This window comes from Streptomyces sp. NPDC005262, assembly GCF_042872425.1.
In the GTDB taxonomy this organism is placed as follows: Bacteria; Actinomycetota; Actinomycetes; order Streptomycetales; family Streptomycetaceae; genus Streptomyces.
The window spans coordinates 298992-315856 of sequence record NZ_JBIAKK010000008.1; the positions used below are offsets into that span (position 1 = coordinate 298992).

The window sequence follows — 16865 nt, forward strand, 5'->3', positions numbered from 1 at the left end:
GCCGCCGCGGTCACACCCGGCCTCGGGGTGCCGCGGTCAGCTGCCGGCAGTAGAAGTCGGTGGTCGTCCGGGTGTGATGGTGCATCAGTTCTTCTGCCCGGTCGGCGTCACCGGCCGCGATGCGGGCGATGATGTCGGCGTGCTCGTTCCACGCGTCCTTGCCGCGTGGCCGGGCGATGGGCATGTAGTACCAGCGCACCCGGCGGTCGACCTGCCGGATCAGGTCGGCGAGGATGGGGTTGCGCGCGAGCTCGGTGATGAAGCCGTGCAGCGCTGCGTTCGCCTCGACGATGCCGTGGGCGTCGTCCGCGGAGAGCGCAGCTATTCCGGCGGCCTGCAGTTCCCACAGCCGCGCGATGTCCGGACCGGTCGCGTACTGTGCGGCGCCGCGTGCCGAGTGGGTCTCCAGGACGGCGCGGACGCTGAGGAGCTGGGTGGCCTCCTCCACGGTGGGGCTGTGCACGAATGCGCCCTGCGCGGGGCGCAGATCCACCCATCCGTCGGCCTGGAGGCGCAGGAGCGCCTCGCGCACCGGTTGGCGGCTCACGCCGAGGTACTCGGCGAGTTCGGCCTCGATCAGATGGCGGCCCGGCTGGAGTACGCCCCCCACGATCAGTTCGATCAGGACGTCGTAGACGGCCTGGCGCAGGGGCACGGGTCTGTTGACGGGTGTCGTCACGGTGGCTGGGAAAGTGCTTGGCTCGCGCATGGGCTCCCTGGTGGTGGGCTGCGGGGAGGTGCTGGCGATGGAGCGAGAGGAATCGTGTACAGCATATAGGCGTCTGTATGCAATCTGTCTATGTCAGGCAGGTGCGGGCTGCTCCGCCGGCAGACGTCCTGAGCCGGCTGCCGGACTCGGGTCGCCGGCTGCCAGTTCGCGCAGGATCGCTTCCACACTCTGCTTGGCGTCGCCGAAGAGCATGCTGCTGTTCTCCCGGAAGAACAGCGGATTCTGCACCCCTGCGTATCCGGAGGCCATGGAGCGCTTGAACACGACCACGTGCTCCGCCTCCCACACCCGCAGCACCGGCATCCCCGCGATGGGGCTGGCCGGATCGTCCATCGCCGAAGGGTTGACGGTGTCGTTGGCGCCGATGACCAGAACCACCGAGGTGGCGGCGAAGTCGTCGTTGATCTCGTCCATCTCCAGGACGACGTCGTACGGTACGCGGGCCTCGGCAAGGAGTACGTTCATGTGCCCCGGCAGCCGGCCCGCCACGGGATGTACGCCGAAGCGGACGGTCACGCCGCGCTCCCGCAGACGGCGTGTCAACTCCGCCACCGGGTGCTGTGCCTGGGCGACCGCCATGCCGTACCCCGGGGTGATGATCACCTGCGTGGCGCCGGCCAGTGCGCTTGCGGTTTCCTCGGCGCTGATCTCCCGGTGCTCGCCCTGCTCCTGCTCGCCGCTGGGTGCGGCCTCGACGCCGAAGCCACCCGCGATGACGGAGAGGAAGGACCGGTTCATCGCCCGGCACATGATGTACGACAGGTAGGCGCCGGAGGAGCCGACCAGCGCCCCGGTCACGATGAGCAGGTTGTTGTCCAGCAGGAAGCCGGCCGCTGCGGCGGCCCAGCCCGAGTAGCTGTTGAGCATCGAGACCACGACGGGCATGTCGCCGCCGCCGATGGACGCGACCAGATGCCAGCCCAGGACGAGCGCGAGCACGGTGACGGCGATCATCAGAGCGAGGTTCGGGCTGATGGTGAACCAGACGGTCAGGGTCACGAACGCGAGCAGGGCGCCCACGTTGAGCAGGTTCTTGCCGGGCAGTGTCAGCGGCCGGGACTTGATGCGCGCCGACAGTTTCAGGAACGCGATCACGGAACCTGTGAAGGTGACCGCGCCGATGAAGATGCCGATGAACACCTCGGCATGATGGATCCGCAGCAGCGACCCGGCCAGCTCGGTGGAGCCCGGGCGCTGTGCCTCGACCTCCAAGTAGCTGTTCCAGCCGATCAGTACGGCGGCGAGCCCGACGAGGCTGTGCAGTACGGCGATCAGCTCGGGCATCTGGGTCATCTCGACCCGGCGGGCCTGCCACAGGCCGATCGCGCCACCGATCGTGCCCGCGACGGCGATCAGCGCGATCGACTCGCCGGAGACGGAGCGCCCGGCGACGACGACGGTGGCGACGAGCGCAAGCGCCATTCCCGCGACTCCGTAGGCCACCCCCGCCCGTGCGGTGTGGTGCCGGGAGAGCCCCGCCAGGCTGAAGACGAACAGCAGTGCGGCGACTATGTCGGCGGCCTGGGCCGCCGTGGATGCATTCATCGAACCTCAGCCTTTCGAGAACATGCCGAGCATGCGACGGGTGACGGCGAACCCACCGAAGATGTTCACGGTGGTGAGCAAGATGGCCAGGAAGGCCAACACACTGATGGCCAGGGGCGGGTGGCCGATCTGGAGCAGCGCCCCGACCACCACGATCCCCGAGATCGCATTGGTCACCGACATCAGCGGGGTGTGGAGCGCGTGGTGGACCTTGCCGATCACGTAGTAGCCGATGACCACAGCAAGCGCGAACACCGTGAAGTTGGAAGCGAGTTGGGCGGGCGAGACAGCGATGAGCGCGAACAGGGCGAGCATCCCGAGCCCGATCAGTCCGTAGCGGCCCGCGGGTGACAGGCGCCGTGGCGGCGCCGGATCGACCGGCGAGGCCGGCGAGGCCGGGGCCTTCGCGGGCGCTGCCGAGACCGGGACGGGGGGCGGCGGCCACAGCGTCTCGCCGTCGCGCACCACGGTCACCGTCCGCTGTACGACGTCCTCGAGGTCGAGGGTCAGCTGCCCGTCCCGGCCCGGGGTGAGCAGCTTCAGCAGGTTCACCAGGTTCGTGCCGTACAGCTGTGAGGCCTGGGCGGGCAGTCGGCCCGCGAGGTCGGTGTAGCCGATGATGGTGACGCCGTTCTCGGTGACGATGGCCCGATCGCTCACCGTCCCTTCGACGTTCCCGCCCTGCGCCGCCGCCATGTCGACGATGACGCTGCCCGGTTTCATCGAGGCCACTTGATCGGCCGTGATCAGCCGCGGCGCCGGGCGCCCCGGGATCAGGGCCGTCGTGATGATGATGTCGACATCTCGGGCCTGCTCGGAGTAGATCTCGGCGGCGCGCAGGTCGTACGCCTCGGAGGTGGCTCGCGCGTATCCGTCGCCCGCCGACTCCTGTTCGACGTCGACGGGCAGGAACTCGCCACCGAGGGAACGCACTTGGTCGGCGACCTCGCCGCGCGGGTCGGTGGCCCGGACCACCGCGCCGAGGCTCCCCGCGGCTCCGATGGCCGCCAGGCCGGCCACTCCCGCGCCGGCCACCAGCACCTTCGCGGGAGGAACTTTGCCTGCCGCGGTGACCTGTCCGGTGAAGAACCGTCCGAAGGCGTGGGCCGCCTCGATGACCGCCCGGTATCCGGCGATGTTGGCCATCGAACTGAGCACGTCCAGGGACTGGGCCCGCGAGATGCGGGGCACGGCGTCCATGGACAACGCGGTCAGCCGCTTGCTCGCGAGTTGGGTGAGGAGTTCGGCGTGTTGCGCGGGGGCGAGCAGGCCGATGATCGTGGCTCCGTCTCGCAGTCGACGCACCTCGTCGTGGGACGGCGGGTTGACCTTGAAGACGACATCGGCGTGCCAGGCGTCGTCGAGGCGCGCGCCCGCCTCGACGTACGACGCGTCGGAGAAGCCCGATGCGGTTCCGGCGCCGGTCTCGACGACGATTTCGTAACCGAGTCCGATGAGGCGGCGGACGGTGTCCGGGGTTGCCGCCACTCTGGTCTCCCCGGAGGTCGACTCGGCGACCACGCCTATGCGTTGTGGTGGTGACGCAGACATTGCTCTCCTTTTCTCAGGGGCCTTGCGGGTCCGTCGGCGCACGGGGAGCGTCAGGAGCGGAGGAAGCGGGGCATCGGACAGGAGGCGCGCAGCATATTGTGCGCACTTCGTTCGACGCCAGGGTGAATCCGTGCGGTCGGTCGGGGACATCGCGGCCGTATCAGGTCGGGTTCGATGGGTATACATCGGACCCGCGGACTGCATACAGTATCCAATCACACACTCGCCCTTCCTCTCGAGAGGAGTTGCCGTGAAGATTGCTGTCCTCGGAGCCGGCGCGATCGGAGCCTTCGTAGGAGCGGCCCTGCACCGGGGTGGTGCCGATGTCCACCTGATCGCCCGTGGTCCGCACCTGGAGGCCATCCGCGAGCGCGGGGTCAGGGTCATCAGCCCCCGTGGGGACTTCGTCGCCCACCCGCACGCCACCGACGACCCCGCCGAGATCGGACCCGTGGACTTCGTGTTCCTCGGGCTGAAGGCACACTCCTACCCGTCCAGCGGCCCGCTGATCGAACCGCTCCTCGGCGCGCACACCGCTGTCGTCGCCGGGCAGAACGGCATCCCGTGGTGGTACTTCCACCGGCTCCCCGGCCCCTACGAGGGTCGTCGGATCGAGGCGGTGGACCCGGGCGGCGCGACCAGCAAGGTCCTCGCGCCGGAGCGGGCCGTGGGCTGCGTGGTCTACCCCGCCACCGTCATCGATGCCCCCGGCGTGATACGGCACCTCGAAGGCACCCGCTTCTCCATCGGTGAACCCGGTGGTGGGATCTCGGCGCGGTGCACCGAGCTGAGCGAGGCGATGATCGCTGGTGGACTGAAGTGCCCCGTGGAGCCGAACCTGCGGGACGACATCTGGATCAAGCTGATGGGCAACGTCGCGTTCAACCCGATCAGCGCGCTCACCCGGGCCACGATGGTCGAGATCTGCCGGCATCCGCCGACACGACGCCTGGTGGCCCAGCTCATGGAGGAGACGCTGGACATCGCCGCCCGGGTCGGCAGCACACCGGACATCTCCATCGAGAAACGGTTGCGGGGTGCGGAGGGGGTCGGCGACCACAAGACGTCGATGCTTCAGGACCTTGAGGCGGGCAAGCAGTTGGAACTCGACGCCATCGTGACCGCGGTGGTGGAGATGGCCGATATCACGGGTGCCGAGGCACCCAGGCTCCGAGCGGTGCACGCGGCCACGGACCTGCTGGCGCGCCGCACCGGCACGGGATGAGAGTCGGCCCGGCTCCCGCGATGCCGGGGGAGCCGGGCCTTCCGTGCGGGCCTGGCGCCGCCCATGCCGCCGGGTAAGCTCGGGCACCGCAGCCACCGCAGGCGTGTTCGACCGGATCGGGGCGGGGACGTATGGGGTGCGGGGGACGAAGCAGGAGGCGAGCATGCTCTTCCGTCAGCTGGAGTACTTCGTGGCGGTGGCCCGCGAGAGGCACTTCGCGAGGGCCGCGGACGCCTGCTTCGTCTCGCAGCCCGCACTGTCCGTATCGATCGCCAAACTGGAGCGCGAACTCAACGTCACACTGATCAATCGAGGCCACAACTATCAGGGACTGACGCCCGAAGGAGAGCGTCTGGTCGTCTGGGCCAAGAGGATCCTCGCCGAGCAGGAGGCGTTCAAGGCCGAGGTGGCCGCGGTCCAGTCGGGCATCACCGGGACGCTGCGGCTGGGCGCGGAGCCCACGGCCTCGACGACGCTCGCGCTGCCGGTGACGGCGTTCTGCGCCGCGCACCCGCTGGCCAAGGTCCAGGTGCGGTCCCGCCTGTCCACCACGGAACTCATCCGGCAGCTCCGCGCCTTCGAACTGGACGCGGCCATCGCCCACTTCGGCCCCGAGGACCGGGACGGACTGCAGGTGACGCCGCTTTACGAGGAGCGGTACATGCTGCTCGCCGCGGCCGATCAGCTGCTGCCCCAGTCCGATACCCTGACCTGGGCCGAGGCGTCCCAGCTGCCCCTCGCGCTGCTCACCCCCGACATGCGGATCCGTCAGGTCATCGACGCCGCGTTCACCCGCAGCGGAGTCACCGTCATTCCACAGGTGGAGACCGACTCCGTGGCCACCCTGTACGCGAACGTGGGTGCGGGCGCCTGCACCAGCATCGTGCCGCACACCTGGCTGCGGGCCCTGCCGGTCACCGGCCGGATGCGCGTGCTGCGGCTTGTCGAGCCGGACGCGCGGGCGCTCATCTCGGTCGCGATCCACGACGCGACGCCGGGCTCGCTCGCGGCCCGCGCGTTCATCACGGCGGCGGCCTCACTGAGCCTGGACGAGTTCTTCGACCGGCCGCTGCCCGTGCCGGAACCGCTGGTCCGCTGAGCCGAGGCGGCTCCGGCCGGCCCGTCCGGCCGGAGCATCACCGGGCGAAACGCAGCTGGACCGCCTGCCGGTCCAGCGCCCCCTTGGCCGTGTGCGGCAGGGCCGGGACGACCTGGATCCGCTCAGGCACCTCGAAAGGGGCCAGCCGGCCCAGGCAGTACCTGACGATCTCCGCGGGCTCCGCGTCCTCCTCCTCGCGCAGCACCACCGCCGCGCCCACCCGATGCCCGTGCTGCTCGTCGGGGACCCCGAACACGGCTGCCTCGGCGACGGCGGGACAACCGCACAGTACGTCCTCGACGTACTCGGGAGAGACCTGGTAGCCCGCCCGGGTGATCAGGTTCCTGATCCGGCCGGTGAGGAACAGGTCGCCGTCGGCGTCCAGATGCCCCAGGTCCCCGGTGCGCAGCCAGCCCCCGTCGAAACCTTGCACCGTCGCCGCCGGATCGGCGAGATAGCCCCTGGCCACGCTGGGGCCGCCCACCCAGACCTCGCCCTGCACACCGGGCGGGCACACCTGCCCCGACGGGTCGACGACCTGGATCCGCGTCCCGGTCGGCCTGCCCACCGAGCCGTGCTTGGATGTACCGGGCGGCGCCAGGGGTTCACTGCTCGCCTGATGCGTGGCCTCCGTCATGCCGTAGGCCGACAGCAGTGGCACTCCGAGGGTGCGCTCCAGGGCCCGCTGGGTCGCGGTGTTGAGCGGAGCGCTGGAACTGCGGGCGAAGCGCAGGGGCGGTGCGAGTGGCGCGGGGTGTTCGCCGGCCGAACGGTCGAGGAGGATCTCGTGGATGGCGGGCACCGCGGTGAACCAGGTGGCACCCACCGCGCGCATGTCGTCCCAGAACGTGTCGGCCGAGAAGCGACCCCCGGCCGGGAGCAGCACGCAGCCGCCGCCGGCGAGCGTGGCGAGCAGCGCCGCGACCAGCCCGTGCGTGTGGAAGAGCGGCATGACGGCCACCGTCGCGTCCTGCGGCCCCAGTTCGTACGTCGCGCACAGCACACGCACCGCCGCGGCCACGTTCCCGTGGGTCAGCGGCACCAGGCGGCCCTGGTCCATGGTGCCCGCCGTCGACAGGATCAGGGCGTCGTCCAGGGCGAGTCCCGGCCTCGGTGTCCCGTACAGCCCGAGCGGCGCGCGCGTCGTGTCGAGCGTGACCGCACAGGGAGCGCCGGGCGTGACCCGTACCCGCACGGGCCAGGCGGCCGGCACACCCGCGGCTGCCTCGGGCCCGCACAGCACCACGCGCCCCCCGAACACTCCGAGCCGCGCGACCAGCTGACCGGGAGGCAGGTCGGGATCCAGCGGGGCGACGACCGCGCCGGCCCGGGCTGCACCCAATAGAGACACGACGAATTCGACGGTGTTCGCGGCCACCAGTCCCACCGGGTCCCCAGGCCGCACCCCGGCGGCCGTCAGCCGGCGGGCCAGGTCGTCGGCGAGCGAGGCGAGGCCGGCGTACGACAGCTCGATGCGCTCCGCTCCGACGACGAGGGCCCGCGAGTGCGGACGCGCCCGCACGGGCCGGGACAGCAGATCGACGAGACCGGTGAGCGCGGGCGGGTGGTAGCGGTCCGGTTCATGCATGGATGCCGTGGCCACTGTGGTCATCACCGCACCTCCTCGCGCCAGTTGAGGCGAACAGCCGACGCAGTTGAAACGGTCGACTGCGAGCCTGCGGGCCACGGTCCGTGAGCGTCCAATGCACAACCGTGAACGGCCGATAGCGGCCGACTATCACCGCAGGTGCCAAGGCCCGTTCCCGCCGTTGATAAACGCTGGTTATCGGCTGGTCGCCGTCAGGTCTTGGACGGGGGGAGGGTCTGGTGCAGAAGGTGGATGCACAAGCCGCACAGCATCACTTGCCCAAGGAGGACCTCGGACCATGACCGCCCCCTCACCACAGGAGACAGCGGCGAACGCCGACGCACCGGCCGAGCTCACCGACGGGTATCACCTGGTCGTCGACGCTCTGAAGCTGAACGACGTCGAGACCATCTACGGCGTGGTCGGCATCCCGATCACGGATCTGGCCCGGCTCGCCCAGGCCGAGGGCATCCGCTACATCGGCTTCCGCCACGAGAGCAACGCGGCCCACGCCGCGGCCGCGGCCGGCTACCTCACGAAGAAGCCGGGCATCGCTCTCACGGTGTCCGCGCCGGGGTTCCTCAACGGCCTAGTCGGACTGGCCAACGCCACCACCAACTGCTTCCCGATGGTGCAGATCTCGGGGTCCAGCGAGCGCCACCTCGTCGACCTCAAGCAGGGCGACTACGAGGAGATGGACCAGCTCGCCGCCGCGCAGCCGTTCTGCAAGGCCGCGTACCGCATCAGCCGGGTCGAGGACATCGGCCGGGGGATCGCCCGTGCGCTGCGCACCGCCGTCTCCGGCCGGCCGGGGGGCGTCTACCTCGACATCCCGGCCGCCGTGCTCGGCTCCATCATGGACAAGGCGGAGGGCGCCAAGACCCTCAGCCGGCTGGTCGACCCGGCCCCGCGCCAGCTGCCCGGGCCCGCGGCGGTGGACCGTGCCATCGAACTCCTCGCCGGCGCCGAGCGGCCGTTGGTGGTGCTCGGCAAGGGCGCCGCCTATGCCCAGGCCGACGACAGGATACGGGAGTTCGTCGAGTCGACCGGCATCCCGTACGTACCGATGTCGATGGCCAAGGGCCTGCTGCCCGACGACCACCCGCAGTCGGTGGCGACCGCCCGTTCCCTGGCGCTGCGCAAGGCCGATGTCGTGATGCTCGTCGGAGCCCGCCTCAACTGGCTGCTGGGGCACGGGGAGGCGCCGCAGTGGAACCCCGACGCGAAGTTCATCCAGGTCGACATCGAGCCCAGGGAGCTGGACAGCAACCAGCCGATCGCGGCGCCGCTCGTCGGTGACGTCGAATCCGTGCTCGAGGTGCTGGCCGAGCGCACCAAGCCGGGTCAGATCTCCGCGCCCACCGCCTGGCGCGAGGAGCTCGCGGCGCGCTCCGCGCAGAACGTCGAGAAGATGGCCGGGCGTCTGGCGGCCGACCCGCACCCGATGCAGTTCATGGGCGCGCTGCGCGCCGTGCGCGACGTGCTGCACGACAATCAGCACGCGTACCTCGTCAACGAGGGTGCCAACGCCCTCGACATGGCGCGCAACGTCATCGACATGCACGTCCCGCGCCACCGCCTGGACGTCGGCACCTGGGGTGTGATGGGGATCGGCATGGGCTACGCGATCGCCGCCGCCGTGGAGACCGGCCAGCCAGTGATCGCGGTCGAGGGCGACAGCGCCTTCGGGTTCAGCGGCATGGAGCTGGAGACGATCTGCCGGTACCAGCTCCCCGTCACCACCGTGATCATGAACAACGGCGGTGTGTACCGCGGAAACGACGTCAACCCCCTCGACGACGCCCCGTCGCCGACCACCTTGATGCTGTCCGCCCGGCACGACCTCATGATCGAGGCGTTCGGTGGCAAGGGCTACCGCGCCACCACCCCGGCCGAGGTCACCGCGGCCCTCACCGAGTCGCTCGCCGCGGGCGGTCCCGCCCTGATCGACTGCGCCATCGACCCCGGTGCGGGTACGGAGAGCGGTCACATCTCGCACCTCAACCCCAAGGGCATCACCGTCGGCAACATCGTGCCGTCGAAGAAGTGACCCGCCCACCACACCTGGCAAGTCACCTCTCGCCATCGGCAACCACGACCGCCGATTTCCGCGCAACCCATCACGAGAAGGACTCAGACATGAGTGACCAGCCGCTCGCAGGCCTCAAGGTGATCGACTTCACCGGGGTCCAGGCCGGCCCCGCCTGTACGCAGATGCTCGCCTGGTTCGGCGCCGACGTCATCAAGGTCGAGCGCATCAACGGCGGCGACGTGACCCGTCAGCAGCTGAGGGACATCCCCGATCTCGATGCCCTGTACTTCACCATGCTCAACTCCAACAAGCGCTCGCTGGCGATCAACACCAAGACACCCGAGGGCAAGGAGGTCATGGAGAAGCTGATCCGCGAGTCGGACATCCTCGTCGAGAACTTCGCGCCCGGCGCCATGGACCGCATGGGTCTCGGCTGGGACTACATCCACGAGCTGAACCCGCGCCTCATCTTCGGCTCGGTCAAGGGCTTCAACGACGAATCGAAGTGGAACGACCTCAAGGTCTACGAGAACGTCGCCCAGGCCGCCGGCGGCGCCGCCTCCATCACCGGATTCTGGGACGGCCCGCCCACCATCTCCGGCTCCGCGCTGGGCGACTCCAACACCGGCATGCACCTCATGATCGGCCTGCTCACGGCCATCATCCAGCGCGACCAGACAGGTCTCGGCCAGAAGGTCTCGGTCTCCATGCAGGACGCCGTCCTCAACCTCACCCGCGTCAAGCTGCGCGACCAGCAACGTCTGGAGCGGGTCGGTTACCTGGAGGAGTACCCGCAGTACCCGCACGGCGAGTTCGGTGAGGCCGTGCCGCGCGGCGGCAATGCGGGCGGCGGCGGCCAGCCCGGCTGGATCCTCAAGTGCAAGGGCTGGGAGACCGACCCGAACGCGTACATCTACTTCACGGTCCAGGAGCAGAACTGGGCTCGTACCTGTGAGGCCATCGGCCACGCGGAGTGGAAGGACGACCCGGAGTACAGCACCGCCCGGGCGCGCCAGCCGCACATCATGGAGATCTTCGGCGAGATCGAGAAGTGGCTCGCCGACAAGACGAAGTACGAGGCCGTCGACATCCTGCGCGAGTGGGAGGTGCCGTGCGCCCCGGTCCTGTCGATGAAGGAGCTCGCCGAGGACCCCGACATGCGCAAGAGCGGCACCATCGTCGAGGTGGAGCAGAAGGAGCGCGGCACGTACCTGACGGTGGGCAGCCCGGTGAAGTTCTCCGGGTTCAAGCCGGACATCAAGGGGGCGCCGCTGCTTGGCGAGCACACCGACGAGGTCCTCGCGGACCTGGGCTACGACGCTGACACCATCCGTAAGCTGCGCGAGGTGTCCGTCGTCGCCTGACGCCGGGTCCGCCTGGTGGCAGGGGGGAATTGAGGAAGGTGTCCCGCGCGCGAACGGCGTGCGGGACACCCGCGTGTGCGGACATGGAACAGCGAGGAGGGCAGGGAACCCGGGGTTCCCTGCCCTCCTCGCGATGCCCCGGGTTTCACCCGGTCGTGGCGCGAACGTTCGCGTCGGCGAGGCGGCGGCGCAACTCCTTCTCCTGGGCGCGGCGCGCGGTGACATCACGGATGACCGCGCCGACATGCGCGGCGCCGCTCTGCGGATCCGGCAGGAGGCACACGCTGAACTCGATCGAGAGGCTCGACCCGTCGGCCTTGAGCGCGGGCACGGTCAGCAGGTCGCTCGCGCCGTAGCGGGTGGTGCCCTTGGCCATCGCCGCGTGGAAGCCGTCCCAGTGCGGGCGCCGGTGCCGCTCGGGGATGATCAGGTCAAGACTCTGACCGAGCACCTCGCTCTCCTTCCACCCGAAGATCCGCTCGGAGCCGCTGTTCCAGAACAGGATGAGCCCCTCGCTGTCGACGATGACGATGCCGTCGGGCGCGTGGATGGTCATGTGCGCGAGCAGTTCGGGGTGCGGGACTGTCATGGCTCCTCCGGATGGCGCGATGCGGGTGTACGACCGGTCGCAAGTATACTGAATACAATCTTGTCATCGAGAGATGATCGGTCATCAACTTTCGGTCGAAGCGGGGCCGCCATCCGCCTCCGCGTTCCCCCGGTCCGGCTGCCCAGCCTTTGCCGACGGGTCCGCCGACGAGGAACTGGGACGGCGTCCTCGCCTGAGTTGAACGGTGTCGGCCGCGAGTCGAGTCAACTGCCTGTGTCCGCGGGGCCGTCCGGGGCGGGGCCGCCTGGGCCGGCCTCGACGGGTATCGGCGCGCGGACCCCCTCGGGGGGTGCGGCGGCGAGCGTGGCCGGGTGACCGCCTGGCGACTGGTCGGCCAGGACGGGTCGCCGCGGGGCCGGTTGGTCCAGGGCCGCGACGACACCGGTGACGTAGGTGTCGCGGGAGGCATCTTGCGGGTGGCCTTCGCCGGCGCCGTGTCCGCGCTGGTGGAACGCGATGACCCGATGCCGGGAGTTCGGTCGCTGTGCCGTCCGGTCAGTTCCGGTGGGTGCGGACGCCGTCCAGCGCGATCTTGAGGATGTGGTCGCGTTGGTCCGGTTCGGGGTAGGTCGCGCCGGTGATTCCGGCGACCATGCGGATCAGGTCGTCGAAGGTCATGTCGGTGCGGGCATCGCCGGCTGTCTGGGCGCGGGCGAGGAGGGGGGCGCCTGCTTCGTACATGGAGGTGCGGCAGGCGGTGAACACGGCCGATTGTGTGTCCATCGCCTCGCGGATCGCGCGCTTGGTGGCCATGTAGTCGACGAAGCGGCGGAGCCATGTGGTGAGTGCTTGCCAGGGGGGCTCTGCGGCGACTTCTTCGGCGACCCGGCACAGTGCGTCGACCTCGTCCGCGTAGACGGCTTCGAAGAGTTCGGTGCGGGAGGGGAAGTTGCGGTACAGCGTCCCGATGCCGACGCCTGCGCGCCGTGCGATGTCCTCGAGTGAGGCGTCGGCGCCGTGCGCGGCGAAGGCCTCGCGGGCGGCGAGCAGCAGTGCGTCGTAATTGCGTCGCGCGTCGGCGCGGCGAGGGCGCCGGGCCGCGACGATCTCGTTCACGGGGGTGTGCGCCACGAGGGGACTCCTGACTTGAACCGGAGGCGTGCCTCCGGTAATGTGGAGGCGTACCTCCACTTTAGCAGTGGGTGGGCCGCAGCACGCGTCGTGCCCTACCCCGGACCCTCCATCCTCCCCGACGCGGCAGTGACGCCGCGCTCCTCATCGTGCCTCCGGGCACCCCCGCGTCCCCATCGGCGCGAGCATCCGTTTCCCCTGTCGGAGCGAGTGGCGTCTCGCCCTGCCTTGCGTGAAAACGGCCTGCCCGCATGCCCGAGGAAGAAGAAGCTGACTGTGTCCGTACCAACTCGCCGGCGGTCCTCGCACCGCACCACCTTCGCCGTCCTCGCGGCCGGCTCAGGGGTGTTCTCCCTCCTGCAGTCCCTGATCGCGCCTGCCCTGCCCACGGTCCAGCACGCGATGCACACCTCACAGACGACGGTGACCTGGGTGATGACGGCTTACCTGCTGTCCGCCTCGGTCTTCACCCCGATCCTGGGCCGCGTCGGCGACCTGCTCGGCAAGAAGCGCACGCTGGTCGCCGCGCTGCTGACCGTACTCGCGGGCTGCCTGCTCGCCGCGCTCGCACCTAACATAGGCGTCCTGATCGCGGCGCGTGTCGTCCAGGGCATGGGCGGCGCCCTGTTCCCGCTCTCCTTCGGCATCATCCGTGACGAGTTCGACGCCCCACGGGTCGGCTCCGCCATCAGCAACCTCTCCGCGGTCATCGCGGCCGGCAGCGGCCTCGGCATGGTCCTGGCGGGGCCCACCGTGGCAGCGCTCGACTACCACTGGCTGTTCTGGCTGCCGGTCATCGTCGTCGCCGTGACGGTCGTGCTCGCCGTCCGGCACATACCCGAATCGCCCCGGCGGGCCGAGGGCAGCGTCCACTGGCTCGGCGCCGGCCTGCTGTCGGCATGGCTGGTGGCACTGCTGCTGCCGTTGAGTCAGGCAGGCTCCTGGGGATGGGGATCGTCCCGGGTCCTGGGCCTGCTCGCCGCCGCCGTCGTCCTGTTCGCCCTGTGGCTGTTCGCCGAGGCCCGGGCCGCGCATCCGTTGATCGATCTGCGGATCATGCGGCTGCCCGCCGTGTGGACGACCAACACGGTCGCGCTGCTCTTCGGCGCGGGCATGTTCGCCCTGTGGTCATTCTTGCCGGCCTTCACACAGACTCCGGCCGTCGCCGGGTACGGGTTCGGGGCGGGCGTCACCGGGGCCGGTCTGCTCATGCTGCCGATGCTGGTCGCGATGTTCGTCTCCGGGGTGCTCAGCGGTCGCCTCGCACCGGTGTTCAGTGCCAAGGCCCAGCTCGTCACCGGCTCCGCGTTCGCAGCGGTGGCCGGTGGGCTGCTCACCGTTCTGCATGCGCAGGCCTGGCAGGTCGCTCTCGCCGCGGGCATCTTCGGCCTGGGCATCGGGCTGGCGTTCGCGTCGATGGCGACGCTCATCGTGCACAGCGTCCCGGCCACCCAGACCGGTGCGGCGACCGGCATGAACGCCAACATCCGCACGATCGGCGGCTCGCTGGGCGCCGCGGTCACCGGCCTCCTGGTCACGGCCCATCTCCAGCCGACGGGTCTGCCCCAGGAGTCGGGCTACACCCACGGCTTCGCTCTCCTGACGGCCCTCTGCATCGCCGCTGCTCTGATGGCCCTGCTGATCCCGTCCGCCCGCCCGGCACTGCGGCGCCGGGACGCGGGCTCCCCGGACGGCTCGCGCATGCCGCGGGAGACGGCGGGAGCGGTGGCCGAGTAAGCCTCGGCCGCCGTCAGGGCTCGGCGTCTTCACGGCCGGGACGGGCCGTGAAGACGCCGAGCCCTCCGGCACGGACCCGGATCCAGTGCGCGCCATGTACTCGGCCGAAGGTTCGAGTCCTGCCGGGGGCGCCCGGTCTCCGCCCACCTTCGGGACGGCGCTTTTGCCGGTCAAGGCAGGCGATGCAACGAGGTGCGGGCTGTCCGCGGTCACGCGTGCCCTGTGCCGGCGGCGGCGCAGCCGCTTGTCGGTGATGAGCGGGTTGGGGTGCGCCATCGGCGGCCCGATGTCCAGGCGGCGCAGGCTGTCTTCGACAGCACGCCGGATCCAGTGGGCCGGCGTGTCCGCACCCGTGGCGAGGTCCACCGATCGCGGGCAGAACCGTCAGGATCCGCCGCATTCGCTGTTGTCGCCGCCGGACCGGCAGAGCGCGCCCGGGTCGACGGAGGGGGAGGCCGGGACAGGCTGTGGATGCGAATCGCGGTATGCGTCGTACATTCCGATGACCGCCACCAGGATCAGGACCATGCCGGTGAGGACTTGGACGCCGAAGCTGATGAATGTGCGGGCCATGAACAGAGGGAGCGCGGAGACCAGGGCGATGCCGCCGACCACGGCCACATAGGCGAAGGGGCGCGTGAGCGAGACGGACGAGTTGTCGGCTGCAGGGTCGAACATCTGGTAACCAGCCGCGTCGAGTCCGAATACGAACGCGATGAGCGGGGCGATGACGTCGATCACGAGGAGCCCGATGGCGAGTGCGATGTCTGCGGCCGGATGCAACCACCTGCGCCGTTGCGACGGCAGAGGATGGTTGCCCCCTGTGTAGCGGGGGTGGTGAGCCGGCCACGGTGGGGTATCGGGAGCAGGGGGCGTGGTCATCGGTCCAGCGTCGCCCAGAAGCGGACCGGGGTCCTGAGTAGAAGTACTCAGAACCCCGGCCGGTGGTCCGTGCAGGCGCGTCGAACCGGTCGGCTTGCACGCCCGGGTGCCCTTCAGCCGTTCGGCGCGGTTCGGACGGTGGGCCTCCGGACACCGGTACCGGCGGGGCAACCGTCCGTCGGAGCAGCACATCCACAGCCCCGCGCCCCTGACCGGACCCCCGCACCTTCAGCGCGGCGTTGCTCTAGCTCAGCGTCTTCAGCGCCGCCGCGTCGTACGGATTCAGGTCCTCGACCCGGCCCGCCAGGACCTTCGCCGCCCACTCCGGGTCCTGCAGCAGGGCGCGGCCGACGGCGACCAGGTCGAACTCGTCGCGCTCCATGCGGTCGAGGAGGTTGTCGATGCTGCCGACCGCGGCACCCTCGCCCGCGAACGCGCGGATGAAGTCGCCGTCGAGGCCGACCGAGCCGACGGTGATCGTGGGCCGGCCGGTGAGCTTCTTGGTCCAGCCCGCCAGGTTCAGATCCGAGTCCTCGAACTCCGGGAGCCAGTAGCGGCGGGTGGAGGCATGGAAGGCGTCGACGCCGGCCGCGGCGAGCGGGGTCAGGATCGCATCCAGCTCCTCCGGGGTCTGGGCGAGCCTCGCGTCGTATGCCTCCTGCTTCCACTGCGAATAGCGGAAGATCACGGGGAAGTCGGGTGAGACGGTCTCGCGGACCGCGGCCACGATCTCGGCCGCGAACTTCGTACGGGCCACGGGGTCGCCGCCGTAGGCATCGGTACGGCGATTCGTTCCCGCCCACAGGAACTGGTCGAGAAGGTAGCCGTGGGCGCCGTGCAGTTCGACGCCGTCGAAGCCGATGCGCTCGGCGGCCGCGGCAGCCTCGACGAATGCGCCGATGACGTCGTCCAGGTCGCGCCGGGTCATCGCCTTGCCGGTGCCCTCGGTGCCGTCGACACGGATGCCGGAAGGGCCGACTGCGGGGGCATCGGCGTAGGGTGCATCGCCCTGCTTGCGCACCATGCCGATGTGCCACAGCTGCGGGACGATCGTGCCGCCCGCCGCGTGGACCTCCTCGGCGACCTTCGCCCATCCCGCCAGCTGCTCCTCACCGTGGAACCGCGGCACACGGTCGCTCTGCCCGGCCGACTCGTGGCCGACGTAGGTCCCCTCGGTGACGATCAGGCCCACACCCGCGGCGGCGCGACGGGCGTAGTACGACCGCACGTCCTCACCGGGAACGCCGCCCGGCGAGAACATTCGCGTCATCGGCGCCATCACGATGCGGTTCGGGACAGTCAGGCCGTTCAGCGCGACGGGCCGGGAAAGGATCTCGGCCGCCCGGGGGGCCGAAGTCGACGTGACGGTCACAGAGGTGCTCCTCGTGGTACTTGATAACGTGGATGGTTGATAACTTCAAGCAATGAGAA

13 protein-coding genes are annotated in these 16865 nt (G+C 70.0%); 5 read left to right on the top strand and 8 right to left on the bottom strand.

Going from position 1 to position 16865, the window contains the following annotated elements; translation table 11 throughout:
* Positions 1-10: 10 nt before the first annotated feature.
* From ACFYP5_RS22045 to ACFYP5_RS22055, 3 genes are all read right to left on the bottom strand, one after another.
* Positions 11-709, bottom strand: coding sequence for a GntR family transcriptional regulator (locus ACFYP5_RS22045; RefSeq protein ID WP_389038550.1), 699 nt, complete (start codon positions 707-709; stop codon positions 11-13).
* A gap of 93 nt (positions 710-802) precedes the next feature.
* On the bottom strand, positions 803-2275 hold the full coding sequence (pntB, locus tag ACFYP5_RS22050; RefSeq protein WP_389038553.1) for a Re/Si-specific NAD(P)(+) transhydrogenase subunit beta: 1473 nt from the start codon (positions 2273-2275) through the stop codon (positions 803-805).
* A 6-nt stretch (positions 2276-2281) separates the two neighbouring features.
* Positions 2282-3826, bottom strand: coding sequence for a Re/Si-specific NAD(P)(+) transhydrogenase subunit alpha (locus ACFYP5_RS22055; protein ID WP_389038556.1), 1545 nt, complete (start codon positions 3824-3826; stop codon positions 2282-2284).
* A 250-nt stretch (positions 3827-4076) separates the two neighbouring features.
* On the opposite strand from ACFYP5_RS22055, the gene ACFYP5_RS22060 reads away from it, so the two are divergent.
* Together ACFYP5_RS22060 and ACFYP5_RS22065 are read left to right on the top strand one after the other, a co-directional pair.
* Positions 4077-5051, top strand: a complete 975-nt coding sequence (locus ACFYP5_RS22060; protein ID WP_389038558.1) for a 2-dehydropantoate 2-reductase — start codon at positions 4077-4079, stop codon at positions 5049-5051.
* A gap of 163 nt (positions 5052-5214) precedes the next feature.
* Positions 5215-6150 carry a LysR family transcriptional regulator gene (locus ACFYP5_RS22065; protein WP_389038560.1) on the top strand — a complete coding sequence of 312 codons (936 nt, stop codon included), beginning with the start codon at positions 5215-5217 and terminating at the stop codon, positions 6148-6150.
* A gap of 37 nt (positions 6151-6187) precedes the next feature.
* On the opposite strand, the gene ACFYP5_RS22070 is transcribed toward ACFYP5_RS22065, so the two are convergent.
* A complete protein-coding gene (locus tag ACFYP5_RS22070; protein WP_389038562.1) occupies positions 6188-7762 on the bottom strand; it encodes a FadD7 family fatty acid--CoA ligase in 1575 nt (524 codons plus the stop codon).
* A 274-nt stretch (positions 7763-8036) separates the two neighbouring features.
* On the opposite strand from ACFYP5_RS22070, the gene oxc reads away from it, so the two are divergent.
* Positions 8037-9788: an oxalyl-CoA decarboxylase gene (oxc, locus tag ACFYP5_RS22075; RefSeq protein ID WP_389038565.1), complete on the top strand. Its 1752-nt coding sequence runs from the start codon at positions 8037-8039 to the stop codon at positions 9786-9788.
* Between the two features lie 89 nt (positions 9789-9877).
* The gene (frc, locus tag ACFYP5_RS22080) at positions 9878-11134 is read left to right on the top strand and encodes a formyl-CoA transferase (RefSeq protein ID WP_389038567.1); all 1257 of its coding nucleotides are present in this window, start codon (positions 9878-9880) and stop codon (positions 11132-11134) included.
* 145 nt (positions 11135-11279) lie between these two features.
* Here the strand turns inward: frc and ACFYP5_RS22085 are convergent, their stop codons facing one another.
* Positions 11280-11723, bottom strand: coding sequence for a PAS domain-containing protein (locus ACFYP5_RS22085; RefSeq protein WP_389038569.1), 444 nt, complete (start codon positions 11721-11723; stop codon positions 11280-11282).
* Between the two features lie 516 nt (positions 11724-12239).
* The gene (locus tag ACFYP5_RS22090) at positions 12240-12815 is read right to left on the bottom strand and encodes a TetR/AcrR family transcriptional regulator (protein ID WP_389038572.1); all 576 of its coding nucleotides are present in this window, start codon (positions 12813-12815) and stop codon (positions 12240-12242) included.
* A gap of 276 nt (positions 12816-13091) precedes the next feature.
* On the opposite strand from ACFYP5_RS22090, the gene ACFYP5_RS22095 reads away from it, so the two are divergent.
* Positions 13092-14552, top strand: a complete 1461-nt coding sequence (locus ACFYP5_RS22095; RefSeq protein WP_389038575.1) for an MFS transporter — start codon at positions 13092-13094, stop codon at positions 14550-14552.
* A gap of 384 nt (positions 14553-14936) precedes the next feature.
* On the opposite strand, the gene ACFYP5_RS22100 is transcribed toward ACFYP5_RS22095, so the two are convergent.
* Together ACFYP5_RS22100 and ACFYP5_RS22105 are read right to left on the bottom strand one after the other, a co-directional pair.
* Complete coding sequence (locus ACFYP5_RS22100; protein ID WP_389038578.1) at positions 14937-15335, bottom strand: DUF6234 family protein; 399 nt, start codon at positions 15333-15335, stop codon at positions 14937-14939.
* 343 nt (positions 15336-15678) lie between these two features.
* The gene (locus ACFYP5_RS22105; RefSeq protein ID WP_389038580.1) at positions 15679-16806 is read right to left on the bottom strand and encodes an NADH:flavin oxidoreductase; all 1128 of its coding nucleotides are present in this window, start codon (positions 16804-16806) and stop codon (positions 15679-15681) included.
* Positions 16807-16865: the final 59 nt, after the last annotated feature.